At 71.5% G+C, this 25,282-nt stretch carries 23 protein-coding genes and 1 tRNA gene; 12 read left to right on the plus strand and 12 right to left on the minus strand.

The window, feature by feature from the left end:
• Positions 1–25: 25 nt before the first annotated feature.
• Together AC5L36_RS02415 and sp36 are read right to left on the minus strand one after the other, a co-directional pair.
• The gene (locus AC5L36_RS02415) at positions 26–484 is read right to left on the minus strand and encodes a RidA family protein (protein ID WP_441220013.1); all 459 of its coding nucleotides are present in this window, start codon (positions 482–484) and stop codon (positions 26–28) included.
• A 1-nt stretch (position 485) separates the two neighbouring features.
• Positions 486–644, minus strand: a complete 159-nt coding sequence (gene sp36, locus AC5L36_RS02420) for a Sp36 family protein (RefSeq protein ID WP_265247995.1) — start codon at positions 642–644, stop codon at positions 486–488.
• Positions 645–767: 123 nt separating this feature from the next.
• Between sp36 and AC5L36_RS02425 the strand changes: the two genes are divergently transcribed.
• Genes AC5L36_RS02425 through bagB form a run of 3 tightly spaced genes read left to right on the plus strand, consistent with a single transcriptional unit; the run spans position 768 to position 4,090 of the window.
• Positions 768–1,907, plus strand: a complete 1,140-nt coding sequence (locus AC5L36_RS02425) for an Rv0361 family membrane protein (protein ID WP_441220014.1) — start codon at positions 768–770, stop codon at positions 1,905–1,907.
• Between the two features lie 33 nt (positions 1,908–1,940).
• Entirely contained in the window at positions 1,941–2,918 is a 978-nt protein-coding gene (bagA, locus tag AC5L36_RS02430; RefSeq protein WP_441220015.1) for an ATPase BagA, read from the plus strand.
• Between the two features lie 23 nt (positions 2,919–2,941).
• Entirely contained in the window at positions 2,942–4,090 is a 1,149-nt protein-coding gene (bagB, locus tag AC5L36_RS02435; RefSeq protein WP_441220016.1) for an ArsA family ATPase, read from the plus strand.
• On the opposite strand, the gene AC5L36_RS02440 is transcribed toward bagB, so the two are convergent.
• Positions 4,077–4,373 carry a WhiB family transcriptional regulator gene (locus AC5L36_RS02440; protein ID WP_173040558.1) on the minus strand — a complete coding sequence of 99 codons (297 nt, stop codon included), beginning with the start codon at positions 4,371–4,373 and terminating at the stop codon, positions 4,077–4,079. The two genes, bagB and AC5L36_RS02440, sit on opposite strands and share 14 nt — an antisense overlap.
• Positions 4,374–4,810: 437 nt before the next feature.
• Here AC5L36_RS02440 and AC5L36_RS02445 point away from each other — a divergent pair, with 437 nt between their 5' ends.
• On the plus strand, positions 4,811–7,240 hold the full coding sequence (locus AC5L36_RS02445) for a penicillin-binding protein (protein ID WP_441220017.1): 2,430 nt from the start codon (positions 4,811–4,813) through the stop codon (positions 7,238–7,240).
• A gap of 61 nt (positions 7,241–7,301) precedes the next feature.
• On the opposite strand, the gene AC5L36_RS02450 is transcribed toward AC5L36_RS02445, so the two are convergent.
• Positions 7,302–7,757, minus strand: a complete 456-nt coding sequence (locus AC5L36_RS02450; RefSeq protein ID WP_441220018.1) for a GatB/YqeY domain-containing protein — start codon at positions 7,755–7,757, stop codon at positions 7,302–7,304.
• Between the two features lie 25 nt (positions 7,758–7,782).
• On the opposite strand from AC5L36_RS02450, the gene AC5L36_RS02455 reads away from it, so the two are divergent.
• Complete coding sequence (locus tag AC5L36_RS02455; protein WP_441220019.1) at positions 7,783–8,685, plus strand: metallophosphoesterase; 903 nt, start codon at positions 7,783–7,785, stop codon at positions 8,683–8,685.
• Between the two features lie 57 nt (positions 8,686–8,742).
• Positions 8,743–8,816: transfer RNA gene (locus AC5L36_RS02460), tRNA-Pro, on the plus strand.
• A gap of 756 nt (positions 8,817–9,572) precedes the next feature.
• Here AC5L36_RS02460 and AC5L36_RS02465 read toward each other — a convergent pair.
• From AC5L36_RS02465 to AC5L36_RS02495, 7 genes are all read right to left on the minus strand, one after another.
• Complete coding sequence (locus tag AC5L36_RS02465) at positions 9,573–10,721, minus strand: acyl-CoA dehydrogenase family protein (protein WP_441220020.1); 1,149 nt, start codon at positions 10,719–10,721, stop codon at positions 9,573–9,575.
• Positions 10,722–10,726: 5 nt separating this feature from the next.
• A complete protein-coding gene (locus AC5L36_RS02470; protein ID WP_441220021.1) occupies positions 10,727–12,748 on the minus strand; it encodes an acetyl/propionyl/methylcrotonyl-CoA carboxylase subunit alpha in 2,022 nt (673 codons plus the stop codon).
• Between the two features lie 7 nt (positions 12,749–12,755).
• Positions 12,756–14,351: an acyl-CoA carboxylase subunit beta gene (locus AC5L36_RS02475; protein WP_441220022.1), complete on the minus strand. Its 1,596-nt coding sequence runs from the start codon at positions 14,349–14,351 to the stop codon at positions 12,756–12,758.
• Positions 14,352–14,354: 3 nt separating this feature from the next.
• Positions 14,355–15,980, minus strand: coding sequence for an acyclic terpene utilization AtuA family protein (locus AC5L36_RS02480; protein ID WP_441220023.1), 1,626 nt, complete (start codon positions 15,978–15,980; stop codon positions 14,355–14,357).
• Positions 15,977–16,768: a TIGR03084 family metal-binding protein gene (locus AC5L36_RS02485; protein WP_441220024.1), complete on the minus strand. Its 792-nt coding sequence runs from the start codon at positions 16,766–16,768 to the stop codon at positions 15,977–15,979. The genes AC5L36_RS02480 and AC5L36_RS02485 overlap by 4 nt, the downstream gene beginning before the upstream one ends.
• Positions 16,769–16,781: 13 nt before the next feature.
• Entirely contained in the window at positions 16,782–17,360 is a 579-nt protein-coding gene (locus AC5L36_RS02490) for a TetR/AcrR family transcriptional regulator (protein WP_441220214.1), read from the minus strand.
• Positions 17,361–17,460: 100 nt separating this feature from the next.
• Positions 17,461–18,138: a Crp/Fnr family transcriptional regulator gene (locus tag AC5L36_RS02495; protein ID WP_173057568.1), complete on the minus strand. Its 678-nt coding sequence runs from the start codon at positions 18,136–18,138 to the stop codon at positions 17,461–17,463.
• A 142-nt stretch (positions 18,139–18,280) separates the two neighbouring features.
• On the opposite strand from AC5L36_RS02495, the gene AC5L36_RS02500 reads away from it, so the two are divergent.
• The 6 genes from AC5L36_RS02500 (at position 18,281) to AC5L36_RS02525 (ending at position 23,589) form a co-directional block, all read left to right on the plus strand.
• Positions 18,281–18,946, plus strand: a complete 666-nt coding sequence (locus AC5L36_RS02500; protein WP_441220025.1) for an adenosylcobinamide amidohydrolase — start codon at positions 18,281–18,283, stop codon at positions 18,944–18,946.
• Positions 18,947–18,985: 39 nt separating this feature from the next.
• Entirely contained in the window at positions 18,986–20,155 is a 1,170-nt protein-coding gene (locus AC5L36_RS02505) for a CapA family protein (protein ID WP_441220026.1), read from the plus strand.
• Between the two features lie 30 nt (positions 20,156–20,185).
• Positions 20,186–20,962, plus strand: a complete 777-nt coding sequence (nth, locus tag AC5L36_RS02510) for an endonuclease III (RefSeq protein WP_441220027.1) — start codon at positions 20,186–20,188, stop codon at positions 20,960–20,962.
• Positions 20,959–21,546 carry a TlpA family protein disulfide reductase gene (locus AC5L36_RS02515; RefSeq protein WP_441220028.1) on the plus strand — a complete coding sequence of 196 codons (588 nt, stop codon included), beginning with the start codon at positions 20,959–20,961 and terminating at the stop codon, positions 21,544–21,546. The genes nth and AC5L36_RS02515 overlap by 4 nt, the downstream gene beginning before the upstream one ends.
• Entirely contained in the window at positions 21,543–22,274 is a 732-nt protein-coding gene (locus AC5L36_RS02520; RefSeq protein WP_441220029.1) for an NUDIX hydrolase, read from the plus strand. Before AC5L36_RS02515 ends, AC5L36_RS02520 begins: the two co-directional genes overlap by 4 nt.
• 136 nt (positions 22,275–22,410) lie before the next feature.
• Positions 22,411–23,589 carry a MarP family serine protease gene (locus AC5L36_RS02525; RefSeq protein ID WP_441220030.1) on the plus strand — a complete coding sequence of 393 codons (1,179 nt, stop codon included), beginning with the start codon at positions 22,411–22,413 and terminating at the stop codon, positions 23,587–23,589.
• A 226-nt stretch (positions 23,590–23,815) separates the two neighbouring features.
• Here AC5L36_RS02525 and mycP read toward each other — a convergent pair whose 3' ends face one another.
• A complete protein-coding gene (gene mycP / locus AC5L36_RS02530) occupies positions 23,816–25,183 on the minus strand; it encodes a type VII secretion-associated serine protease mycosin (RefSeq protein ID WP_441220031.1) in 1,368 nt (455 codons plus the stop codon).
• Between the last annotated feature and the right edge of the window lie 99 nt (positions 25,184–25,282).

A 25,282-nucleotide genomic window follows, 5' to 3' on the forward strand; every position in this document is an offset into this window, starting at 1 on the left:
CGGGCGCTTACACCTGTGCCCTTGCTCAGGCGACCTCGACGATGACCTCGACCTCGACGGGCGCGCCCAGCGGCAGCTCGGCGACACCGACCGCGCTGCGGGCGTGCTGGCCGGCCTCGCCGAAGACGGCGCCGAAGAGCTCGGAGGCGCCGTTTACCACGCCGGGCTGGCCGGTGAAGCCCTCCGCCGACGCCACGAAGCCGGTCACCTTGACGACCTTGGCCACGTTTTCCAGGCCGACGAGCGCGTCGATCGCGGCGATCGCGTTGAGCGCGCACCGCTCGGCCAGGTCTTTGGCCTGCTCGGGCGAGACACCGCCGCCGACCTTGCCGGTGGCGAGCATCTTGCCGTCCGCGATCGGCACCTGACCGGAGACGTACACGTGCTTGCCCGACTGCACCGCGGGCACGTAGGCGGCCACCGGGGGCACGACCTCGGGCAGCGTCAGGCCCAGCTCGGCCAGCTTCGCGTACGGGTCGTTCACGTCAGGCTGCCTTCGGGCGCTTGAGGTAAGCCACGAGCTGCTCCGGATTGGGGCCCGGCACGACGGCCACCAACTCCCAGCCGTCCTCACCCCAGTTGTCGAGGATCTGCTTGGTGGCGTGGACCAGCAGCGGCACGGTGGCGTACTCCCACTTCTGCATGCCGGCACCCTAACCGGCGGACTGGCGGCGCTCTCCGCTGGGCACTCCCGGTGGGTCTTCGGCGGTTCGCCAGCGGGCGCTACCCTGACGGGCACACTGCGACCGTGGGCCTGGGGGATACCAATGACGCAACCGCCGAACGGTGGCGCCGGAGAGCATCAGGAAGGTTCGGCGCCCGGATATCCGGCACCCGTCGACCCGTTCGCCGCCGCACCCACCGATCCGCCGGAGCAGCCGGCCGTGCCGCCGCCACCGGCGCACCCGATCGTGCCGCCGCCTCCCGCGCAGCCGGTGGTGCCGCAGCAGCAGCCCGGTTACCCGCCGCCCGGATACACGACGCCCGCCGCGACGCCGGGCTACCCGCCGACGCCCGGATACCCGCAGGCGGCGCAGCCGGGTTACCCCGCACCCGACCCCGGCTATCCGCAGCCCGGTTACCCGCCCGCCCAGCCCGGCTACGGGGCCCCGGCGCCGCAGCCGGGTTATGTGCCCGGTCAGCCCGTGTCCGGCCAGCCGGGTTACGTGCCTGGTCAGCCGGTCTCCGGCCAGCCGGTCTCGGGGCAGCCGGTCTCCGGCCAGCCCGGCTATCCCCCGCCCGGTCAGCCGGCGTACGCGCCGCCGCCGGAGCAGCCCGGCTACCCCGGGCAGGTGCCCGGCCAGCCCTACCCCGCACCGGTGTCCGGCGGGCCGTACGCGCCACCGACCTCCGGCCAGCCGTACGCGCCGAACGCCGGGTTCCCACAGGCTCCTCCTGGCTACCCGACCGACCCGGCGTACGCCCAGCCGGGTTACCCGGGCATGCCGGCACCGCCGCGGAAGAAGTCCCGCACGCCGATGATCCTGTTGGTAGTGGCGGCGATCGCCGTGGTGCTCTGCGGCGGCGGCGTGACGGCCGCGGTGCTGCTCATGCGAAACACCGAGCCCAACGACGGCGCGGCCGAGCCGGTGGCCGCGGTGCAAAACTTCCTCAAGGCCGTCTACGAGGACCAGGACGCCACCAAGGCCAACGACTCGGTGTGCGCCGAGTCCCGCGACGAGCCGGCGCTGACCGCCAAGGTCGACGAGGTCAAGGCCAACTCCACCAAGTACAAGAGCCCCCGCTACAAGTGGGACGAGCCGAAGGTGGACAACCAGGACACCGAAAGCGCCACCGTCTCGGTCAAGGTCACGATGACCACCAGCGACGAGAAGGTCGCCGAGCAGCAGTTCAAGTTCACGGTGGTACAGAAGACCGGCTGGTTCGTCTGCGAGATCGGCAGCTGATCACCCGTTAGGTGATCGGACTACGCTCGGAGCGTGCGGGCGAGCGAACATGTCCCCGGCCAGGTCAATCCGGCCTGGCCGGCGCGTCTCCATGTCGTGACCGGCAAGGGTGGCACCGGTAAGACGACGGTCGCCGCCGCCCTCGCACTTGGCCTGGCCGCCGGCGGACACCGCACCCTGCTCGTCGAGGTCGAGGGGCGGCAGGGCATCGCCGAGCTGTTCGGGCTCGGCCCGCTGCCGTACGAGGAGCGCCGGGTCGCCGGCACCCCGGACGGCGGCGAGGTGCGGGCGCTCGCGGTCGACGCCGAGCTGGCTCTCCTGGAGTACCTCGACATGTTCTACAAGCTCGGCGCCGCCGGCCGGGCGTTGCGCAAGCTCGGCGCGATCGACTTCGCCACGACCATCGCGCCCGGCCTGCGGGACGTACTGCTCACCGGCAAGGTCAAGGAGGCCACGACCCGCACGGCCGACCGCCGCCGGGTGTACCACGCGGTCGTGCTCGACGCGCCGCCCACAGGCCGGATCGGGCGCTTCCTCAACGTGACGGCCGAGACCGCGCGGCTGGCCAAGATGGGCCCGATCAAGACGCAGAGCGAAAACGTGGCCGCGCTCCTCCGCTCGCCGATGACCTCCGTGCACGTGGTGACGCTGCTGGAGGAGATGCCGGTGCAGGAGACTGTCGACGCGATCGGCGAGCTCAACAGCCTCGGCATCCCGATCGGCAAGGTCATCGTCAACGCGACCCGCCCGCCCCTGCTCACCGGCACCAAGGTCAGTCAGGCCGAGCTGCGCCGAGGGCTGGCCGCGGCCGGCCTGCCCGCCGACCGGGCGACGGTCGCCGGGCTCTACGCCGAGGCCAAGGCACACCTCACCCGCCGTGAGTTGGAGGAGTCGCTCCGCGTCGAGCTGGCCGAGGTGGGTCAGCCGACGGTGGAGCTGCCCCTCCTCCCAGGGGGGATCGACCGCGCCGCGCTGGACACCCTGGCGGCTGAGTTACTGGGCACGCGTTGAGGCAGCCCGGATACGCTCGGTCGGTGTCTTCCGATCACGCGGGCCGGCGGCTGGACGTTGACCACATCCTGGCCGACCGCAACGTGCGGATCATCGTCTGCTGCGGCTCGGGCGGAGTCGGAAAGACCACCACGGCGGCCGCGCTCGGGCTGCGCGCCGCCGAGCGCCACGGGCGGCGCACGGTCGTGCTCACGATCGACCCGGCCCGCCGCCTCGCCCAGTCGCTCGGCCTGACCGAGCTCGACAACACACCGCGGCAGGTCAAGGGCATTGACGCCGAGGAGAGCGGTGGCGAGCTGCACGCCATGATGCTCGACATGAAGCGGACCTTCGACGAGGTCGTGCTCGCACACACCGACCCGGCCCGCGCCACGGAGATCTTCGCCAACCCCTTCTACCAGGCCATGAGCTCCACGTTCTCCGGCACCCAGGAGTACATGGCGATGGAAAAGCTGGGCCAGCTGCACGCCCGCGGCGAGTGGGATCTGATCGTGGTGGACACCCCGCCGTCCCGCTCGGCTCTCGACTTCCTCGACGCGCCCGCGCGGCTCTCCCGCTTTCTCGACGGCCGCATGCTGCGCCTGCTGCTGGCACCCGCCCGGGCCGGCGGTCGGAGCATGTTCAGCCTGGTCACGGCCTCGTTCGGGATGTTCTCCCGGGTCGTGCAGAAGGTGCTCGGCGCGCAGCTGCTGACCGACCTGTCCGGCTTCGTCGCGGCGCTCGACTCGATGTTCGGCGGCTTCCGCCAGCGCGCCGAGGAGACGTACCGCATCCTCCAGGCACGCGAGACCGCGTTTCTGCTGGTCGCGGCGCCAGAGCCAGACGCGATCCGGGAGGCCGCCTACTTCGCCGGGCGGCTCGGCGAGGAGCGCATGCCGCTCGCCGGGCTGGTGCTCAACAGGGTGCACCGCACCGCCGTCGAAGGGCTGTCCGCGCAGCAGAGCCTGGCCGCGGCCGGCAAGCTCGACCAGGCCGGCGGCCACGAGGCCACCGCCGACGCGCTGCGGGTCCACGCGGCGCTCGCCGAGCAGGGGGTACGCGAGCGGCGGGTGGCCGCCGTCTTCACCGACGCCTACCCCGCGGTGCCGACCGTGGAGGTGACAGCGCAGCCCGCCGACGTGCACGACGTCGACGGGCTGCGTACGGTTGGTGACGCTCTCAGCCGGCCGTGACCAGCACCTTTTCCTTGTCGCGCAGCGCCGCCTCGAACATCTTCCGCCAGCTGTCCACCTGCGGATGGCGGCGCAGGAGCGCCCGGCGTTCACGCTCGGTCATGCCACCCCACACACCGAACTCGATGCGGTTGTCGAGCGCGTCGGCTAGGCACTCGTAACGCACCGGACAGCTGCGGCAAATCCGCTTCGCCACGTTCTGCTCTGCGCCCTGTACGAAGAGTGCGTCAGGGTCGCCGCTCTGGCACGCAGCCATGCTCGGCCAGTCTGTGATCATCCCCATCTGTCCACGTCCCCCCTTGCAGTCCGCTTCCCCGACCCGTGCCCGGCCGGATTCCCCCCGGCCACTCGCTGGCACTCCCCCCGGAACTCCAGCGAGTGACGTGCAGTACTCGCCGGACCATCATGCTCTGTAGTCGTACGATTACGCAACGTTGTCTGGCAAATCCATCAAAACCACGACGGTCCGTCTGTTTCCAGGCGACCGAGATCAGGCTTACCCGGCGGCGATCTGCGAAAACGCGAGCTAAGTGTCCCGCACGTGGGTCAAACTCAACATCGGCAGAACGCATCCGCACGCAGGGGGTCATGCGTCTAGCACAACGAGGCCAGTGCCCGCAGGACATGCCCGAAAGTCCGACAAGTTTCGGCGTAGGTCGGGGGCTGACACGCGGGACGGCCGATCGTTGCGAGGTCCCGTACCCTGGCGAGGTGACCTGGATGCGGAAGCGTGATCACAACATTTTTGCGAACGCCGCATCGCTGCTGATCTGCGGGCTCCTGGCGGGCGTGGTTGTGGCCGCCGCGGCCTTCCCCGCGGTTGCGATGTCGGGCCTGGCGGCCAAGGCTGGGGCGGAGACCTTCGACCGCCTGCCCAGCGAGCTGACCGTGAAGCGGTCGCCGCAGATGACATATGTCTACGCGTCGGACAACAAGACGCTGATCGCCACGATGTACGACGAGAACCGGCGGGACGTCCCACTCAAGGACGTGGCCCCGATCATGCAGGAAGCGATCATCGCGGCTGAGGACCACACCTTCCGCACCCACAACGGTGTCGACGCCAAGGGCATCGCCCGCGCCTTCGTGGCCAACAACTCGGCCGGTGCGACGACCCAGGGTGCGTCCACGTTGACGATGCAGCTGGTCCGCATGCTGATCGCCTACTCGGCGACCCACCCGCAGGACGTCGTCGCCGCCACCGAAGACACCAACGCGCGCAAGCTGCGCGAGATGAAGTACGCGCTCCAGCTCGACAAGGAGATGACCAAGGACGAGATCCTGGAGCGCTACCTCAACATCGCACCCTTCGGCCGGGGCGCCTACGGCATCTTCGCCGCCAGCCAGGTCTACTTCGGCAAGTACCCCAAGGATCTGAAGGTCGAAGAGGCCGCGCTGCTCGCCGGCATGGTCAAGGCGCCGTCGGCGTTCGACCCCACCACGCCCGCCGGCAAGCCGCAGGCCCTCGACCGGCGGAACTACGTGATCGACAACATGGTCGAGACCAAGGCCATCACGCCCGAGCAGGCCACCACCGCGAAGAAGGTGCCGCTCAAGGTCAAGGACAAGCGCACGCCCAACGGCTGCGTCGCCACCAGCAAAAACCACTGGGGCTTCTTCTGCGATTTCTTCTACCGCTGGTGGATGGAGCAGGAGACGTTCGGCGCCACGTCGTACGACCGGGAGCGGCGGCTCAAGAGCGGCGGCTACCGTATCGTCACCACGCTCGACGTGAAGACCCAGCAGGTGGCCAGGGCCAATATCGACAAGCATCTCAAGACCAACAACAAGAACGCGCTGATGCTCGCCGGCATCGAGCCAGGCAGTGGGCGGGTGCGCGCACTCGCTGTCAACCGCGTGTTCAAGCTCGACGACCCCGCCAAGCCGCAAAACAAGATCTCCTCCAACCCGGCGAAGAAGAGGAAGGGCATCCGCGGCACCTATCCCAACACCACCAACCCGCTGCTCAGCGGTGGTGGCGACATCAGCGGCTATCAGTTCGGGTCGACGTTCAAGCTGTTCACGATGGTGGCGGCGCTGGAGCGTGGCTACCCGCTCGAGACGACGATCAACACGGTCTCGCCGTACCCGTCGAAGTACATCATCGACTCCAGCTCACCGGCGGCTTGCCCACCACCCAACTCCAACAAGTACTGCCCGGAAAACGCCGGTCGTAAGGGCTACGGCCCGATGAACATGTGGGCCGCGTTCGGGCAGTCGATCAACACGTACTTCGTGCCGCTGGAGGAGCGCGCCGGCGCGGCCAACGTGGTCGAGACGGCCAAGAAGATGGGCATCCAGTTCCGGGCCAGCAGCGACGCCGCGATCGCCAACAACAAGGCCGCGGCCGACCAGTGGGGCGCCTTCACGCTCGGCGTCTCCTCGGCCACCCCGCTGGAGATGGCCAACGCGTACGCGACGATCGCCGCCGACGGCAAGTACTGCGAGCCGATCCCGGTGCAAGAGATCGTCGACCAGGATGGCAACAAGCTCGACATCGCCAACCCGCGCTGCGAGCAGCGGATCAAGACCGAGGCCGCACGGGCCGCGGCCGACGCCGCGCGGTGCCCGGTGGGCGACCGGTCCTCGACCTCCAAGTGCCAGGGCGCGACGGCCCGGCAGGCGAAGACCGAGATCGGCAAGCCCATCATGGGCAAGAGCGGCACCACCGACAGCGCCAAGACCGCCTCGCTGATCGTCGGCACCAAGCAGCTCATGGTCGCCGGCATCATCGCCGACCCCGACTGGGCACAGACCAGCACCCACTTCACCCACGACGAGGTCAACGACGCGGTCTGGAGCACCGTCCGCGACGCGATGAAGGGCAAGCCGTCGCAGCAGTTCACGCCGCCGACCGGCAAGATCGTCGAGGGCGACCAGCGCAGGATCCCGGACGTCAAGTGCAAGACGCTCGACGACGCCCGCTCGACGCTCCGCAGCGCCGGCTTCGAGGTCTTCGTCGACAACGTCCAGGTCAACTCCACCTGCCCCGCGGGCACCGCCGCCGGCACCAGCCCCGACGGCCGCACCATCAAGGGCGGCATCGTGAGCATCCAGGTCAGCAATGGCAAGGGCGGCCAGCAGCCCGGCAACCCGCCGGGGACCCGCGGCCCAGGACGAGGGCCGATCTTCCCGCCACCCAGAAACTAGACGCGAGTATTTGTCGAGCGGGCGCCTCGCGGGGCGCCCGCTCTTCTGTCCGCGGGGACCGTCAGCCAGCCAGCTGGCGGCGTACCTCGGCGGCCACCCGACCGCCCTCGGCCCGACCGGCCACCGCGGCCTGTGCCGCCTTCATGGCCGGGCCCATCTGCCCCATCCCGCTGAACCCGCCGGCGGAGAGCGCCCCCGAGACAAGCTCGGCCAGCTCCTCGTCGCCGAGCTGCTTGGGCAGGTAGCGCGCCAGCACGTCGCCCTCCGCGGTCTCCTTCGCGGCCTGCTCGGCGCGCCCGGCGTCGGCGAACGCGACGGCGGCCTCGCGGCGCTTCTTCGCCTCCTTGACGAGCACCGCGAGCACCTCCTCGTCGGACAGCTCGCGCTTGCTGTCGCCCGCGACCTCGGCGTTGCCGACGGCGGCCAGCGCCATCCGGAGGGTGGACGTGGTGACCTCGTCACGCGCCTTGAGCGCGGAGCGCATGTCAGCCGTGAGGGTGTCCTTGAGCGTGCCCATGGTGGGTCAAACTACCCTGGGCGGCATGCGGAAGCGCACATTGCTCGGTCTCGCCGCGGGCACGGCCGCCGCCGGCGCCGCCACGCTGGCATACGCCTCGCTCATTGAGCGAAACATGTTCACCCTCCGGCGGTACGACGTGCCGGTGCTCGCGCTCGACGCCGAGCCGCTGCGCGTCCTGCACCTGTCCGACTTGCACATGATGCCCGGCCAGCGGCGCAAGCAGGAGTGGGTGGCCGCCCTCGCCGGCACCGACCCCGACCTGGTCATCGTCACCGGCGACAACATGGCCCACCCCGACGCCGTGCCGGGCGTGCTCAACGCGCTCCAGCCGCTGCTCGACTACCCGGGCGCCTTCGTCTTCGGCTCGAACGACTACACCGGCCCCGTGCTGAAAAACCCGTTCGGATACTTCGCGACGCACGAACGCACGTCCGACCGCCGCCACGGCGCCGAGCTCCCCGCCGCCGAGCTGCGCGAGCTCCTGGCCGGCTCCGGCTGGGCCAACCTCAACAACGCCCGCACCACGCTCAAGGCCGGCGGCCGCCTGATCGAGCTCGTCGGCGTGGACGACCCCCACATCGAACGCGACGACTACGCCTCTGTCGCCGGCGGCGCCTCGGCCGACGTCGACGTGCGGCTGGGCCTGACCCACTCGCCCGAGCCCTACATCCTGGACGCCATGGCCGCCGACGGCTTCGACCTCCTACTGGCCGGCCACACCCACGGCGGCCAGGTCCGCGTCCCGTTCGTGGGCGCGCTGGTCACCAACTGCGACCTGCCCCGCTCGATGGCGAGGGGCCTCTTCCGCTGGCCCGGCTCCGAGGCCTGGCTCCACGTCTCCGCGGGCCTGGGCACCCACCCCACGGCCCCGGTCCGCTTCGCCTGCCCACCCGAGGCGTCGCTGCTGACCTTGATCCCCCGCTGACCCGATACCAAGTTTGAGCGGCTGTGGCCGTGGGCTACTATTACGCGGGCACTGCCTCGGGGTGTGGCGCAGCTTGGTAGCGCGCTTCGTTCGGGACGAAGAGGTCGTCGGTTCAAATCCGGCCACCCCGACAGAGAAACAGCAGGTCAAGGCTAGTCTCCAGCATCGGAGACTAGCCTTGTTTCGTTCTCCCAGATCAGTTGGAAGAATCTGGAAGGCGACCTCTAACGTCTTGTGCATGCAGCCCAAGCGGGTCAGGCCAGACGCGAGCGGCACCCAGCAGGCATCGGCACGGCCGGTCGGTTTGCGGCCTCGCACCGGTACCCCCGGCCCCCGTCTGGCCCGCTTCCGTGACCGGCGGGTCGGACGGCGGGATGGATAGCTCCGAGGACAGCAATGGGGGACCTCCCCAGATGGGGAGACCCCCCTGACTTGCCGGTCAGTGTGATCGAATCCGCTGTTTCCGCTGGTACTTAGGCCGGCGAGGACGGCGCCGCCGCTGGCTATCGCTGGCCCAGACTACCCAGATCAACATGCCAATGGTTCCCGCAGCGATAAAGGCGTTACCGGCTGGAGGATAGATCAACACGGCTGCCACAACAACGACAACCGAGATGATCACTACGATCACGGCTGTTCTTTTGTTCAGCATCTCCGCGTTCCCCGCTTTCGCTAGGAACGCTTGGCAGGAGTGCGGGCGCCGCCCGAGAGAGGCGCCTGGCTGCAAGTGTACACTCGCGGATGCAGGGACCTGTCCCAGGATGCAAGTGCATCAGATGGCGCAAATCCGGACCGCAAGTTCGCTTTGCAATTTGCGTAGATGGCGACCCGCATGCACTCAGACGAATAGGAGCGAACGGTGCCAAGGCGCGTCCTGAGAATGTGGGCTAGTACGACTTTGGCTGGTCGAGTACGTGTTGGGCGACGAAGTTGAGGATCATCTCGCGGCTGACCGGGGCGATCCGGCCGGCGCGGACCGCGCCCAGCAGGGTCGCCACGCCGTAGTCGGTTGTCATGCCGTTGCCGCCGTGTACCTGGATGGCGGTGTCGACGGCGAGCGCGGCGGCGTCGGCGGCGGCGTATTTGGCCATGTTGGCGGCGACGCCGGCTTCCACGTCGCGGCCGGCGTCGTAGAGGGCGGCCGCCTTGGCGATCATCAGGCGGGCGAGTTCGACCTGCACCGCCGCGTGGGCGAGTGGGTGCGACACGCCCTGGTGCGCGCCGATCGGGCGGCCCCACACCTGGCGGGTGGCCGTGTAGGTGGAGGCGCGGGCCAGGGCGTAGCGGGCGGTGCCGGCGGCCATCGCGGCGACCGTGATGCGCTCGGGGTTGAGGCCGGAGAAGAGGGCGGGTAGGCCGGCCTCCACGCCGCCGATCAGGGCGTCGGCCGGCACGCGTACCTCATCGAGGTAGAGCAGCCACTGGTTTTCCGGCGACACGATCTCCATCTCCAGCTTGCTGGCCTGGAGACCGGGAGAGGAAGTGGGGACGAGGAAGAGTGCGGGCTCCAAGCGGTCGCCGGTCGATACGCGGGCGACCACCAACACGTAGGCGGCCTCGTCTACGCCCGAGATGAAGCACTTTCGGCCGGAGATCAGCCAGTCGTCGCCGTCGCGGCGGGCGGTCGTGGCCAGGCGGTGGGCGTTGGAGCCGGCGTCCGGTTCGGTGATCGCGAAGGCGACCTTGAGCGAGCCGTCCGCGAAGCCGGGCAGGTATGCCGACCGCTGGTCGGGCGTGCCGTGTTTGGCGATCACCGTGGCCGCGATCGCGGGTGAGACGACGAGCAGCAGGAGGGGACAGCCGGCCGCGGCCAGCTCCTCGCAGACGATGGCCAGCTCGGTGATGCCGCCGCCCCCGCCGCCGTACTCCTCGGGGACGTTGACGCCCAGGTAGCCGAGCTTGCCTGCCTCCGACCACAGCTCGGTGGTGTGCGCGCCGGACTTGGCCTTGGATACGAAGTACTCGTGTCCGTAGCGGCGGCCTAGCGCCGAGACCGCGTCGCGAAGGTCGGCCTGTTGAGGGGTGAGTTCGAACATGGCACCTACTCCGGGGTGAGGACCGCCAGCACCGCTCCGGTGTCGACTTGCGCGCCCGCGCTCACCGGGACCGAGGCGACGACGCCGGCGGCCGGGGCGTGTACGGGGTGTTCCAGCTTCATGGCCTCGAGCGTCATGAGCAGCTCGCCGGCGTCCACCCGCTGCCCGGGCGTGACCAGGACCCGGCTGACCGCGCCGGGCAGCGGGGCGACCAGTGAGCCCTCGGCGAGCTCCGACTCCGGCTCGGGGAAGCGGGGCAGCTCGGTGAGGGCGACCGAGCCCTCCGCACTGTCTACATAGGAGACGTTGCCGACGCGGTCGACGTCGAGGGAGAGGCGGATCCCGTTCACGTCGAGGATGACGCGGCCGGGCGCGGCGGAGACCAGGGCGACCGGCGGGTGGTCGTCGGTGACCGGCGGCTGGCCCAGGCCGGCGAGGTCGAGCTCTTCCGGGTCGACCGCGCGTACCCACCAGTTGGCCAGCTCACCGGCGCGGTCGAGCCGGTAGCCGACCTCGACCGGTCCGGCCGGTCCGTCGTACACGGTGGTCTGCGAGCCGGAGGGCACGTTGCGCCACCCGGACGGGAGCGAACGCAGCACCGCGGCCGACTCGCGCCGGGCGGCCGACTCGGCGAGCGCGGCGGCCAGGCAGGAGACCCGGACCGCGTCCACAGAGGACAGCAGCGGGGCGAATACCTCCTGGTGCCGGTCGAGGAAGCCGGTGTCGATGTCGCCGGACTGGAACGTCGGGTGGCGCAACACCCGCACCAGCAGGTCGCGGTTGGTCACGACGCCGTGGATGCGGGAGCGGGTGAGCGCCGAGGCGAGGAGGCGGGCGGCCTCGTGGCGGGTGGGTGCCCAGGCGATGAGCTTGGCCAGCATCGAGTCGTAGTGGACGCCGATGACCGAGCCGTCCCGCACCCCGGAGTCGAGCCGCAGCCCCGGCTGCACGAGCGGGCGGAACTCGGCCGCCACCTCGGGCACGCGCAGGCGGTGGAGGGTACCGGTGGAGGGGAGCCAGGCGTAGGCCGGGTCTTCGGCGCAGAGCCGCACCTCGATCGCGTGGCCACGGATCGGGGCGGCGCCGGCCATCGGCAGCGGCAGGCCTTCGGCGACGAGCAGCTGGAGCTGCACGAGGTCGAAGCCGGAAACGCACTCGGTGACCGCGTGCTCGACCTGGAGCCGCGTGTTCATCTCCAGGAAGTAGAACTCGCCGGTGGGCGCCAGCAGGAACTCGACGGTGCCGGCGCCGACGTATCCGACGGCACGGGCCGCCGAGATCGCCGCGGCGCACAGCTCCTCGCGCATCGCGGGCGTGACGGCCGGCGAGGGCGTCTCCTCGATGATCTTCTGGTGCCGCCGCTGGATCGAGCACTCCCGCTCGCCGAACGGCACCACGTTGCCGTGCGTATCGGCGAAGATCTGCACCTCGACGTGGCGGGACCTGTCGACGTACCGCTCCAGGAAGACTGTGCCGTCGCCGAACGCGCTGGCCGCCTCGCGCCGCGCCGAGGCGACCGCCTCGCCGAGCGACTCGGCGTCACGCACGATCCGCATGCCGCGGCCGCCACCGCCCGCGGAGGCCTTGACCAGCACGGGAAACTCGGTGACCTCGTCCGGGTCGAGGTAGGTGGGAAGCATCGGCACGCCGGCGTCGGCCAGCAGCGTCTTGGCCTCGATCTTCGAGCCCATCATCTTGATGACCTTGGAGGGCGGACCCACCCAGGTCAGGCCCGCGTCGGCCACGGCCGCCGCGAACTCCGCATTCTCCGCGAGAAACCCATAACCCGGGTGTACCGCGTCCGCGCCGGTCTTGCGCGCCGCCGCGACGAGCAGGTCTCCCCGCAGATACGTGGCGGTGGGCGCGTTGCCGGGCAGGTGCACCGCGTAGTCCGCCTCGGCCACGTGCGGCGAGTCGGCGTCGCCGTCGGAGTAGACGGCCACCGTCTCGATCCCGATCAGGCGGCAGGTGGCGAAGACGCGCCGCGCGATCTCGCCCCGGTTGGCGACCAACAGTCGTCGAATCACGGCCACCTCACATCCGGAAGACGCCGAAGGCCTCGGCGCCCTTGATCGGTCCACTGTGGATCGCGGAGAGGCACAGCCCCAGCACGGTCCGGGTGTCGCGCGGGTCGATCACGCCGTCGTCGTACAGCCGGCCGGAGAGGAACAGCGCGGCCGACTCCGACTCGATCTGGCGTTCGGCCATCGTGCGCATGGCCTTGTCGGAGTCTTCGTCGTACGGCTGACCCTTGGCCTCGGCCGCCTGCCGCGCCACGATCGACAGCACCCCGGCGAGCTGGGCCGGTCCCATCACCGCGGACTTCGCGTTGGGCCAGCTGAACAGGAAGCGCGGATCGTAGGCCCGGCCGCACATACCGTAGTTTCCGGCGCCGTACGAAGCGCCGAGGTTGACGGTCACGTGCGGGACGGTCGAGTTGGCCACCGCGTTGATCATCAGCGCGCCGTGCTTGATGATGCCCCGCTGCTCGTACTCGGTGCCGACCATGTAGCCGGTCGTGTTTTGCAGGAAGAGCAGCGGCGTGTCGGAGGCGTTGGCGAGCTGGATGAACTGGGCCGCCTTCTGCGCCTCGTCGGAGAAGAGCACGCCGCGCGCGTTGGCGAGCACGCCGACGGGATAGCCGTGCAGGTCGCCCCAGCCGGTGACGAGCGCGGTGCCGTACGCCGGCTTGAACTCGTCGAACTCGCTGCCGTCGAGCACCCGGGCCAGCACCTCGCGCGGGTCGAACGGCACCTTGAGGTCGGCGCTGGGCACCGCGAGCAGGTCGTCGAGGTCGTACTTCGGCGGCGCGGCGATCCGCGGGGCCGGGCCGGCTTTGCGCCAGTTCAGCCGCCGTACGCACTGGCGGGCCAGCCGGATGCCGTCGCGCTCGTCCTCGGCGATGTAGTCGGCCAGACCCGAGCGGGAGGCGTGCATCGCGGCGCCGCCGAGCGACTCGTCGTCGGTGATCTCACCGGTGGCCATGCGCACGAGCGGCGGGCCGGCCAGGAAGACCTTGGCCTGGTTGCGCACCATGATCGTGTAGTCGGACATGCCGGGCACGTACGCGCCGCCGGCCGTCGCGTTGCCGAACACCACGCTCAGCGTCGGGATGCGCGCCGCGGAGAGGCGGGTCAGGTCGCGAAACACCTGCCCGCCCGGGATGAAGATCTCCGCCTGGCTGGGCAGGTCGGCGCCGCCCGACTCGACGAGGTTGACCATCGGGAGGCGGTTGGCCAGCGCGATCTCGCCGGCCCGGCGGGTCTTCTTCAGCGTGTACGGGTTGACCGCGCCGCCGCGCACCGTCGGGTCGTTCGCGATGATCACGCACTCGACGCCTTCGACCACGCCGATGCCGGTCACCACGCTCGCGCCGACCGGGAAGTCGGTGCCCCACGCGGCCACCGGTGACAGCTCCAGGAAGGGTGCGTCCTGGTCGAGCAGCAGCTCGATCCGCTCGCGGGGGAGCAGCTTGCCGCGCGCGTGGTGGCGGGTCACGTACTTTTCGCCGCCGCCACCCCGCGCGGCGTCGAGCGCGGTGTCGAGCTCCGCGAGCCGCTCCAGCATCGCGCTGCGATTTTCCAAGTACGACGGGTTGCGCGGGTCGATGGCGGTGTCCAGGACGGCCATGGCTCAGACCCCCATCTGTCTCGCGATGTCGTTACTGCCTTCCGTCGTAACGAGTGGCTCACCCGCTGCGACACGGATCCGGGCCCGCAACCGTTCTCCCAGCGCTTTCCCTTGTGGATCAAGGGGATCCCGGCGCGCGAGGAGGCTGCGGATCACAAAGTTGACTGCCCACAAATTACGCATTTCGTATCGCTCGATGGGATGCCCCGCTGCTTCGGGCAGGAGCTCCGCGAGCTTCTCGCTGGTCAGCCACCCTATGAGCGCCGGATAGTCCTCGGCGTGGCGGGCCCAGACCCCGATGTTGGCGTCGGCCCCCTTGTCGCCCGACCGCGTGCCCAGCGGCCCGCGCGGTGGATCGGTGAGGTCGTGTACGCGCCCCGTCTCCTTGATCAACTCCCGAGTGTTCGCGGGCGGAGGAATCTCCACGCGGGTGCCGTCGGGGTGGATCGCCCAATGAGGAGCCTGCGGAGTCTCCGCGGCGGAGAAGACCGTGTTGGGGGTGCCGTCGGACGGTGGCGACGTCAGGGTGCAACCCGGGTAGGAGGCCAGGGCGAGCTCTACCGCGGCGCTGGAGAACGCGCGGCCGGCCCGCTTCGGGTCGGCGTCGTGGATCGCCGCGTGCAGGAGGTCGCCGGTTCGGGTGAACGTCAGACCTTCCTTGCCGACCGCGTCTTCGAGCTGGGTGCGGACCAGGGCGGCCTTGGCGTCGAGGTCGAGGCCGGTGAGCACGAACGTCATCGCGTTGCGGTGGCCGTCGACGCTGGCCACGCCGACCTTGAGGGTGGGCGGTGGCGGCGTGCCGCGGGTCCCGGTGACCCGCACCCGGTCCCGGCCCTCCTGTGCGAGCCGGACGGTGTCGAGGTGCGTCACCACGTCCGGGCCCGCGTAGGCCGGTGCGCCGATCTCGTACAGGAGCTGGGCGGTGACCGTCTCCACCGTGACCGCGCCGCCGGTGCCGGGGTGCTTGGTGATCACGGACGAGCCGTCGGCGTGCACCTCGGCGATCGGGAAGCCCGGCCGGCGCCCGCCGTCGGGCAACTCGGTGAAGAACGCGAAGTTGCCACCGGTCGCCTGCGCGCCGCACTCCAGCACGTGCCCGGCGACCGTCGCGCCGGCGAGCGCGTCGAGGTCGTCGCGGGTCCAGCCGAAGTGGGCGATCGCCGGCCCCACCACCAGCGAGGCGTCGGTGACCCGGCCGGTGACCACGACGTCGGCGCCCGCGTCGAGGCAGGAGGCGATGCCGAACGCGCCGAGGTACGCGTTTGCCGCGAGCGCACCGGGATGGTCGAGCGCGTCGCCCTCGGTGTACCCGATGGTGGTGGAGAGGCCGAGCCGGGCGGCGAGGGACCGGAGCGCGGTGGCCAGCCCCGCGGGGTTGAGCCCGCCGGCGTTGGTCACGATGCGCACGCCCCGTTCGGCGGCCAGGCCGAGGCACTCCTCCATCTGACGCAGAAACGTGCGCGCGTAGCCGAGCGCGGGGTCCTTGAGCCGGTCGCGGCCGAGGATCAGCATGGTCAGCTCGGCCAGGTAGTCGCCGGTGAGCACGTCGAGCGGGCCGCCCTCGAGCATCTCCCGCCAGGCGGAGAAACGGTCGCCGTAGAAGCCCGAGGCGTTGCCGATGCGGATCATGATCGGGCGCCGGTGGGCTCGCGACCGGTGCCGGGCGGGCCGGCGAACGCCTGCGCGATGTCCAGCCACTCGTCGGCCACCGGCCCGGTCGCGACGAGTGCCAGGTCGGCCCGGTGTCGCCGCTGCGTGACGAGCAGGCAGAAGTCGAGCGCCGGCCCGACCACCCGGTCGGTCGCCTCCGGTGGCCCGAACTCCCACACGCCCGAAGGCCCGACCAGCTCGACCCGGACCGGCACCGCCGGCGCCTCCCGGCCGTGCACCCGGAAGCTGTGTTCAAGGGTACGGAAGCCGAGGTACGCGATGTGCCGAAGCCGCTCGGTCGGCGGTCGGCGGTGGCCGAGCGTGTCCGCGACGTCCTGGCCGTGCGCCCAGGTCTCCATGATCCGCGCGGTCGCCATGGAGGCGCGCGACATCGACGTGCCGTACCAGGGGAGCTTGGCGGTGGGCGGCGCGGCGGCGAGCGCGTCGGCGAGGGCCGCGCGCCCGGTCCGCCACCGGTCGAGCAGCTCGGCCGGCGGGGCGAGGAAGCTCTCAGTGCCGCGGTCGACGAAGTGCTCCGGATCCTGGAACGCGGTGTTGTTGAGCACCGCCCAGAACGCGTCGCGATCCGCGGCGGCAAGTTTCGCCATGTGGTCGGTCCAGGCGAGGTGGGCGATCTGATGGGCGATCGTCCAGCCGTCGGCCGGGGTCAGCCGCGTCCAGTGCGCCTCCGGGAGCGGACCGACCCGGGCGTCGAGATCGGCCGACTCGTCGGCGAGGTCGACGAGGAGTCCGGCGAGGATGGACATGCGTGCCTCCGCGTCACAGAAGGGTGGCCAGCTGCCGCTTCCAGGCGGCGAGCAGCGCGGTGCGCCGCGCGGTGTCGTCGGAGAGCAGGTTTGCCACGCCGAGGCCGCGGAGCAGGTCGAGGGTGGCCTGCACGGCCTCGCGCACGCCGGGTGTGCGCTCGTCGGCGCCGACCAGCTCGACGGTCAGCCGGTGCATCTCCCGGCCGACCCGCGCCTCCAGTGGGACGAGCGCCGCGCGCAGCTCGGGGTCGGTGCGGGCGGCGATCCACACCTCGAGCGCGGCCACGTAGAGCGGTCCGGTGAACGCGGCGGCCAGCATGTCGACCACCCCGTCGAGCCGCTGCGGACCAGGTGGGAGGGCGGCCGCCTCGGTGCGGATCTCCTCGGCGCGGCGCTCGGCAAGGTGTTCGACGGCGGCCATCACCAGCGACGCCTTGGTCGGGTAGTGGTGCAGCTGCGCGCCCCGCGAGACGCCCGCCATCGCGGCCACGACCGTGGTGGTGGTGCCGGACCAGCCCCGCTCGACGAGACAGTCGACGGTGGCTTCGAGAAGGCGGGCCTGGGTGGCGCGACTGCGCTCCTGCTGCGGCATGCGTACCGGCACACCCACAGCCTGCCCGGTACCAAACAAACAGTCAAGCCTGCTTGTTTTGGCTCCGCTTACCCCATGCGAGGAGGCTCGGGGGCCGTACCTACACGCGGGCCCGGCGGGCCAGGCGCTCCGGGTCGAGGATGATCACGCTCTTGCCGTCGAGCCGCAGCCAGCCACGGGAGGCGAAGTCGGCCAGCGCCTTGTTGACCGTCTCGCGAGAGGCGCCGACGAGCTGGGCCAGCTCCTCCTGGGTGAGGTCGTGCGTCACGCGCAGCACGCCGCCGTCGCGGGTGCCGAAGCGGCCGGCCATCTGGAGCAGGTTTTTCGCCACGCGACCGGGGACGTCCGTGAAGATCAGGTCGGCCAGCGCGTCGTTGGTCCGGCGCAGCCTCCTCGCCAGCACCCGCAGCAGCTGCTCGGCGATCTCGGGCCGGTTGTTGAGCCAGGGGCGCAGCGCCTGCTTGCGCAGCCGGGCCAGGCGGGTGTCGGTCACCGCCGTCGCCGTGGCCGTGCGCGGGCCGGGGTCGAAGAGGGACAGCTCGCCGAGCATGTCGGACGGACCCATGACGGAGATGAGGTTTTGCCGACCATCGGCGGCGCGCCGACCGAGCTTGATCTTGCCGGACAGCACGATGTAGAGGCTGTCGCCGGGCTCGCCCTCGTTGAACACGACCTCGCCCTTGCGGGTCTCGATCGTCTCCATCTCCTTGGCGAGCGCTTCCGCCGCCTCGGGGTCGACACCCTGGAAGATCCCGCTGCGGGCCAACACCTCATCCATCGCCGCACCTCCGCCTGCGCATACTCACACCCGCCAGCGGCCTCGCCAGCGTGTCGACGCGCGCAGTAAGTCTAGGCGCACCAGGGCGGGGATCGGGCGTGCACCCCCGGAAACTTGATCGGCGAGCCGTAGAGTGCGATGGATGTCCGCCGAGCCGACGCTGACCGCCCGCCGCGAGGACGGGCTGGACATTCCCCTGCTGGTGTGGCGGCTGGCCGTGCCGCTGCTCGCGATCTCGTCCGCCCCGCTCGGCGGCGGGATCGGCGTGCGTCACTGGATCGTCAACGCGACGGTGCCGATGTCGTACCGCCGGGACGACCCGGACGTCCACCTGACCGAGCTCGCCGCGCGGGAGCGCCTCGGCGGCCCCGGCGTCGGGCTGCTCACCGGCGTGGACGTGGCCGAGGTCGTCTCCGCCGAAGAGGGTGGCGTGCGGGTGTGGGCCACGGTCGGGCTCGGCGACCCGATCTGGGCGGCCGCCCCGCCCGCCGCGGCGGCGTCCGGGCCGGGCACCGTCAACATCGTCGTGTGCCTGCCCGTCCGCCTCTCGCCCGCCGCACTCGTCAACGCCGTCGCCACGGCCACCGAGGCGAAGGCGCAGGCACTGTGGGACCTCGGCCTGCCCGCCACGGGCACCTCGACCGACGCGGTCTCGGTCCTCTGCCCGCCGGACGGTCCGGAGGCGGCCTACGGCGGCCCGCGCTCGGAGTGGGGCGCGCCGCTGGCCCGAGCCGTCCACACGGCGGTACGTGCCGGCGGCGGCACCGGCCGGGGGTCCGGAATGCCCTGGTCAGACCGGCTTCGGTAGGTCGTCCGGCTGGCGCGGGGAGGGTATGGTCGCGGGGCGATGCCCCCTCGAAAGCGAACTCCCGCGAGCGGCCGACTGTGGCCGCTCGTCGTCGTGCTCGCGATGGGGGCGCTGTTGCTCGGCGGCGGGGTGCTCGCGCTCGTCGTGACCGGCGACTCCACGCCCGCCCCGCAGTGGCGGGACAGCGCGCTCGCCGAGCCTTCCGGCCGGGCGGCGGCGCCCCGCGGCGAGGGTCCGCCCCGCACCATCTCGATGTCCGCGACCGGCGACATCATCATGGGCAACGCGCCCGGAAGGCTCCCGCCCAACGGCGGCAAGGGCTTCTTCGCGGCAGTGCGCGGGGCGCTCAAGGCCGACCTCGTGATGGGCAACCTCGAGGAGCCGATCACCGAAGACACCGGCGCCGGCAAGTGCGGTCCGACGTCCAACAAGTGCTTCCAGTACCGGGTGCCGCCGGCGTACGCCGGGCACCTGAAGGAGGCCGGGTTCGAGCTGCTCAACCAGGCCAACAACCACGGTCACGACTACGGGCCGGCCGGCTTCCGCAACACCCAGCGGGCGCTGGAGGAGCACGGGCTGGAGCACACCGGCGCGCCCGACGAGATCACCGTGATGGACGTCGAGGGCGTGCGGGTGGGCGTGGCCGGCTTCTCCTCGTATCCGTGGTCCAACCCGCTGGTCGACGTGGAGGCGGCGGCCGAGGTGGTGAAGAAGGCCGCGGGCCTGGCCGACATCGTGGTCGTGCAGGTCCACATGGGCGCCGAGGGTGCGGCCATGACCCACGTCAAGCCGGGCACCGAGATGTACCTGGGGGAAAACCGGGGCGACCCGATCAAGTTCGCCCGCGCCATGGTCGACGCCGGAGCCGACCTGATCGTGGGGCACGGGCCGCACGTGCTGCGGGCGATGGAGTTCTACAAGGGGCGCCTGATCGCGTACAGCCTGGGCAACTTCGCCGGCGGCGCGGGCACGCTCAACAAGACCGGCGTGCTGGGGCTGGGCGGGGTGCTCAAGGTCTCGCTCACCGCCAACGGCAGCTGGGGCGGCGGGCAGCTCATCTCGACCTACCTCGACTCCGGCGGCAAGCCCGCCATCGACAACGACCACCGCGGCGCGGTGGCGGTGGCCCGGCTGAGCGCGGCCGACTTCCCGGCCACCGGCGCGAGCGTGGACGGCACCGGAAAGATCACCCCGCACGGGGCGGCCTGAGCTGTCGGTGGGCGGGCGTAGGCTTCGCGCGTGGCCCGTGAAGAGAGTGACCTTTCGCGCAAGCGTCGCGCGCGCAAGATGGGGCGGATCCTGGAGGAGACCCACCCCGACGCACACTGCGAGCTCGACCACGAGACCCCGCTGGAGCTCGCCGTGGCGACGATCCTCTCCGCGCAGACCACCGACGTGCGGGTCAACGAGGTCACGCCCAAGCTCTTCGCGCGCTACCTCAACGCCGCCGACTACGCGGCGGCCAATCGGGCGGAGCTGGAGGAGCTGCTCAAGCCGACCGGCTTCTTCCGCAACAAGACCGACTCGGTGATGAAGCTCGGGCAGGCGCTGGTCGAGCGGCACGGCGGCGAGGTGCCCCGCACGCTCGACGAGCTCGTCAAGCTCCCCGGCATCGGGCGCAAGACGGCCAACGTCATCCTCGGCAATGCGTTCGACGTGCCCGGCATCACGGTCGACACGCATTTCCAGCGGCTCGTGCGGCGCTGGGAGTGGACCGCGGAGAGCGACCCGGTCAAGATCGAGCACGCGATCGGCGCGCTCTTCGACAAGCGCGACTGGACAATGCTCTCCCACCGCGTGATCTTCCACGGCCGGCGGGTCTGCCACGCCCGCAAGCCGGCCTGCGGCGCGTGCACGCTGGCCAAGCTCTGCCCGTCGTATGGGACGGGTCCGACCGAGGCGGTCGCCGCGGCCAAGCTGCTCAAGGGCCCGCGCGCCCGCGAGCTCGCCGTCGCGGCCGGCGTCGACCCGGAGCTGGTGCCCGCCCAGGCGATGGTGGCACCGGATACACCGTGAGGGGTTCTCTAAAAGCGGCAGCCCTGGCGCTCGTGCTGGCTGTCGCCGGATGTGGTGGGTCAGACGAGGCGCCGCCGACCCCCGAGCCGCCGCCCTTCGCCGACTGCGCCGCGCTGACCGTGCCTCCGCCGGCCGCCGTGCCGGTCACGCTCGCCGGTGAGGGTAAGGCGCTGCCCGAGGTGGCGTTGCCCTGCTTCACCGGTGGGCAGGATGTGACCGTGAGCGCGATCCGCGGCCCGGCGGTCGTCAACCTCTGGGGTTCGTGGTGTGGCCCGTGCCGGGAGGAGCTGCCCGCGTTCCAGCGCTTCGCCGAGCGGGCCGCCGGCAAGGTCACGGTCGTCGGGGTGGACACCCGCGACAGGCGTTCGGCGGCGAGCAGCCTGGCCACCGACCTCGGGGTCAAGTACCCCAACCTCTTCGACGAGGACGAGCGCCTCCGCGCTGAGCTCGGGATCACCGTCCTGCCGGCCACCCTCTTCGTCGACCGCGACGGCCGGCTGCGCCACCTCTACAACTCCAGCGCGCTCGACGACGCGACCCTCGCGACGCTGGCCGCGAAACACCTCGGGGTGACGCTGCCATGAGTAGCACCCCGAAAAAACGCTCCGCTTCGCTCCACGTTTCCCCGGCGGCCCCGCCCGAGCCCAACGGGGCGCCGGCGTGGCTGGAGCCGCTGCTCGACCGGCTCGGCACCGCCCGGGTCGAAGACTTCACCCGGCTGCCCACGCCGGAGGAGGGCGGCCGGGCCAGCGCCGTGCTCGTGCTCCTCGGTGAGCAGGATGGCGAGCCCGACGTGCTCATGCTCCAGCGGGCCGAGACGCTGCGCACCCACGCCGGCCAGCCGGCCTTCCCGGGCGGGGCGAGCGATCCCGACGACGTCGACGCCGCCGCGACCGCGCTGCGCGAGGCCGACGAGGAGGTGGGCCTGCGGCCGGAGAGCGTCACCGTGCTCGCCCAGCTCCCGCCGCTGTGGATCCCGGTCAGCGACTTCGTGGTGACGCCGGTGCTCGCCTGGTGGCACACCCCGCACGAGGTACACCCGCGCGAGCCGGCCGAGGTGGCGCGGGTGGCCCGCCTGCCGGTGGCCGAGCTCGTCGACCCGGACAACAGGCTCATGCTGCGGCACCCCAGCGGCTGGATGGGGCCGGCGTTCCAGGTGGGCGGGATGCTCGTCTGGGGGTTCACCGCGGGGGTGTTGTCGGCGCTGCTGGAGATGGGCGGCTGGGCCCGCCCGTGGCCGCGCGACCGGATCGCCGACCTGCCCGCGCCCGCGCCGCAGCCCACGCCGTCCGCCGGAGACGACGTCGGCTGAGCTGGCTGCGCACGCTGGGCGCCCCGGAGGGCCCTCGTCACTCGGGCCTTGCCGGCCCTGGGGCTGACCCCCGGGTTCGCGCCGCATTGGCCGCGAGTCGTGCTCAGCGTTGGCCGGGTCCCCGTACCCTTGACGGGTGTCCGCCATCGATGTCGCTCTTGTCCTACTTATGGTGTTGTTCGCGATCAGCGGATACCGACAGGGATTCGTGATTGGGGCACTGTCCTTCGCCGGTTTCTTCGGCGGCGCGCTGATCGGCCTACAGCTCGGCCCACTGGTGGCCCGGCAGTTCGCGGACGACGCCGTGCGCGTCGTCGTGTCGCTGATCGCCATCTTCGGACTCGCGGTGCTGGGACAGGCGCTGGCCGGCTGGCTGGGCACGCACCTGCGCCACGCCATCACCAGCCCCACCGGCCGCAAGCTCGACGACGCCGGCGGTGCGCTCGTGTCGGTGGTCGCGGTGCTGCTGGTCGCCTGGCTTGTGGCGGTGCCGCTCGGCTCGTCGTCGCTGCCTTGGCTGGCCAGCTCGGTGCGAAACAGCGCCCTCCTCGACGGCGTCAACAGGGTCATGCCGCAGCAGGCCCAGGCGCTCTCCGACGCCCTGCGAAACACGGTGGACACCCGTGGCTTCCCCGAGGTCTTCGGCAACCTGGCGCCCACCCGCGCCCGCGAGGTCGCCGCACCCGACCCCCGCCTGGCCAACTCGCGCGTGGTGGTCAACTCACGCCAGTCGGTGGTCAAGGTGCTCGGCTCGGCGCCGAGCTGCTCGCGGCGCATCGAGGGCTCCGGCTTCGTGTACGCCCCCGAACGCGTCATGACCAACGCCCACGTGGTCGCCGGCACAAGGTCGGTGACGATCGAGCTCGGCGACGAGCGGCTGGACGGCCGCGTCACGGTCTACGACCCCGACCGCGACCTCGCGGTGATCTACGTGCCCGGCCTGGACGCGCCGGTCATGCCGTTCGCGCCCCGCAAGGCCCCGACCAACGCGGACGCGATCGTGCTGGGCTTTCCGCTGGACGGGCCCTACAACGCCCAGTCCGCCCGGGTACGCGACGTCGGCGACATCACCGGCCCGGACATCTACAACGCCGGCGACGTGACCAGGGAGATCTACACGATCCGGGCGCTGGTCCGCAGCGGCAACTCGGGCGGCCCGCTTGTCGCGACCAACGGCCAGGTGCTGGGCGTCATCTTCGCGGCGGCGGCCGACGACCGAAACACCGGCTTCGCGGTGACCGCCCAGGAAGCCGCCCCGGTAGCGACGGCCGGCCAGAGCCGCACCCGCGCCACCACGACAGGCGACTGCACGTAAACCAGTTCCAAACAAGACGGAAGACTTGAGCTACCGCGACGTCCGTCGTGGCCCAGACCCATGCCACGCCCAAGAGGGCTGCCCTCTTGGGGGCTGGGCGCGCGGAGGTGGCAGCGGGGGTCGGGGGTTTCGGTGAGCGCCAGCTCGCCGCCGGCCGCCGCGGTCTCCGGCGGGAGCGGCGGTCCGTAAGTGACGCGGACCCGGGTAAATCTGTCAAAAGCGAGGGTCAGGAGCGGACGCGGCGGCGGAAGGTGATGGCCGCGGCGGCCGCGACCAGCGTCACCAGGATGCCGAAGGCAATCGCCCAGCCGCGCTTGGAGTGCTCGGGCTCGCTGGCGGGCTGGGCCTGCCAGTCGGTGTGTGCGCCCTGCGCGCGCCCACCGACCGGCTGGTCGGCGCTCGTCTCGCCGGTCGTCGTCGCCGCCACGCCGGGCGCCGCGCCGAAGCCGGCCACGCCGTGCGGGGCGTTGGTGTCGAGCGGGTTGCGCTCCACGGTGGACACCCCGACGGTGAGCGCCGCGACCGGGTCGACCAGGCCGTAGCCGTAGCGGTCGTCGCGGCCCACCGCACCGAGGTCGCTAGCGGTGGTGATCAGCCGGTTGACGACGGTGGCCGCGGACATCTGAGGCCACTTGGCCCGGACGAGCGCCGCCGTCGCGCTGACCAGCGGGGCCGCGAAGCTTGTGCCCTGCACCTTCCACGTGCCACCGGGGCGGGCGCCGACCAGGCCGGTCCCCGGGGCGGAGAGCACCGTGGCGGAGCCGGTGATCGAGCCGGACCAGAGGCCCTCGGTCTCGCGCTCCAGGCCGGTGACGGCCAGGACGCCGGGCTCGCGAGCCGGGTACCACACCTCGGTGGCCGGGCGGGTCTGCCCGGCCGCTGGCGCCGGGTCGGCCGAGTGGTTGCCCGTGCAGGCGACCACCACGACGTCGCGGGCGAAGGCGTAGTCGAGCGCGGCCGCGAGGGCGGGGCTTGTGCCGCTGCCGCCGAGCGACAGGTTGATGACCTGGGCGCCGTTGTCGACCGCCCAGCGCACGCCCTTTGCCACGATGAGTGCGTCGTCGTACCGGTTTTCCGCGTCGAGCACCCGCACCGGCAGGATCTTGGCGTGCGGGGCGAGGCCCTCCACACCGTCATCGTCGTCATTGCGGCCGGCGATCAGCCCGGCGACCGTGGTGCCGTGGCCCACCGGGTCGTTGCGCCCGTCGCCGCCGGAGACCAGGTCGATGCCGGGCAGCACCTGGCCGGTGAGGTCGGGGTGGCCGGCGTCCACACCGGAGTCGACCACCGCGACGGTCACGCCGTCACCGGTCGAGTGGCGCCACGCGTGGGTGGCCCGCAGCTCGCCGAGCTGCCACTGCTCTTCACGCACCTGGTCGCGCCGCACCACGGTCGTGGGGACGCCGCCGCCGGCACCGGAGGCCGTGGCCGGGATCGGCGCCTGGCCTTCCGCCACCGCCACCGCCGCCCCGGGGGCCGGGGATGCCGCCGCCGCGCCCGCCGGAGCGGGGGCGCCAGCCAGTGCCGCGACAGTCGCCAACGCCGCCCCGGCGAACCTCGGAGCGGCGCCTCGCTGATGGCGCGACAGGCTCATGGCAGTGTGGCCTCCAGTTGTGGACAACGAGCCAGCCGCCGCCGAGTCGCTGTCCCTCTTCCGGGCGCAGTCGTACGACGCAGGTTACCGCGTCGATGT

Source organism: Phytohabitans sp. LZ39, from assembly GCF_059359075.1.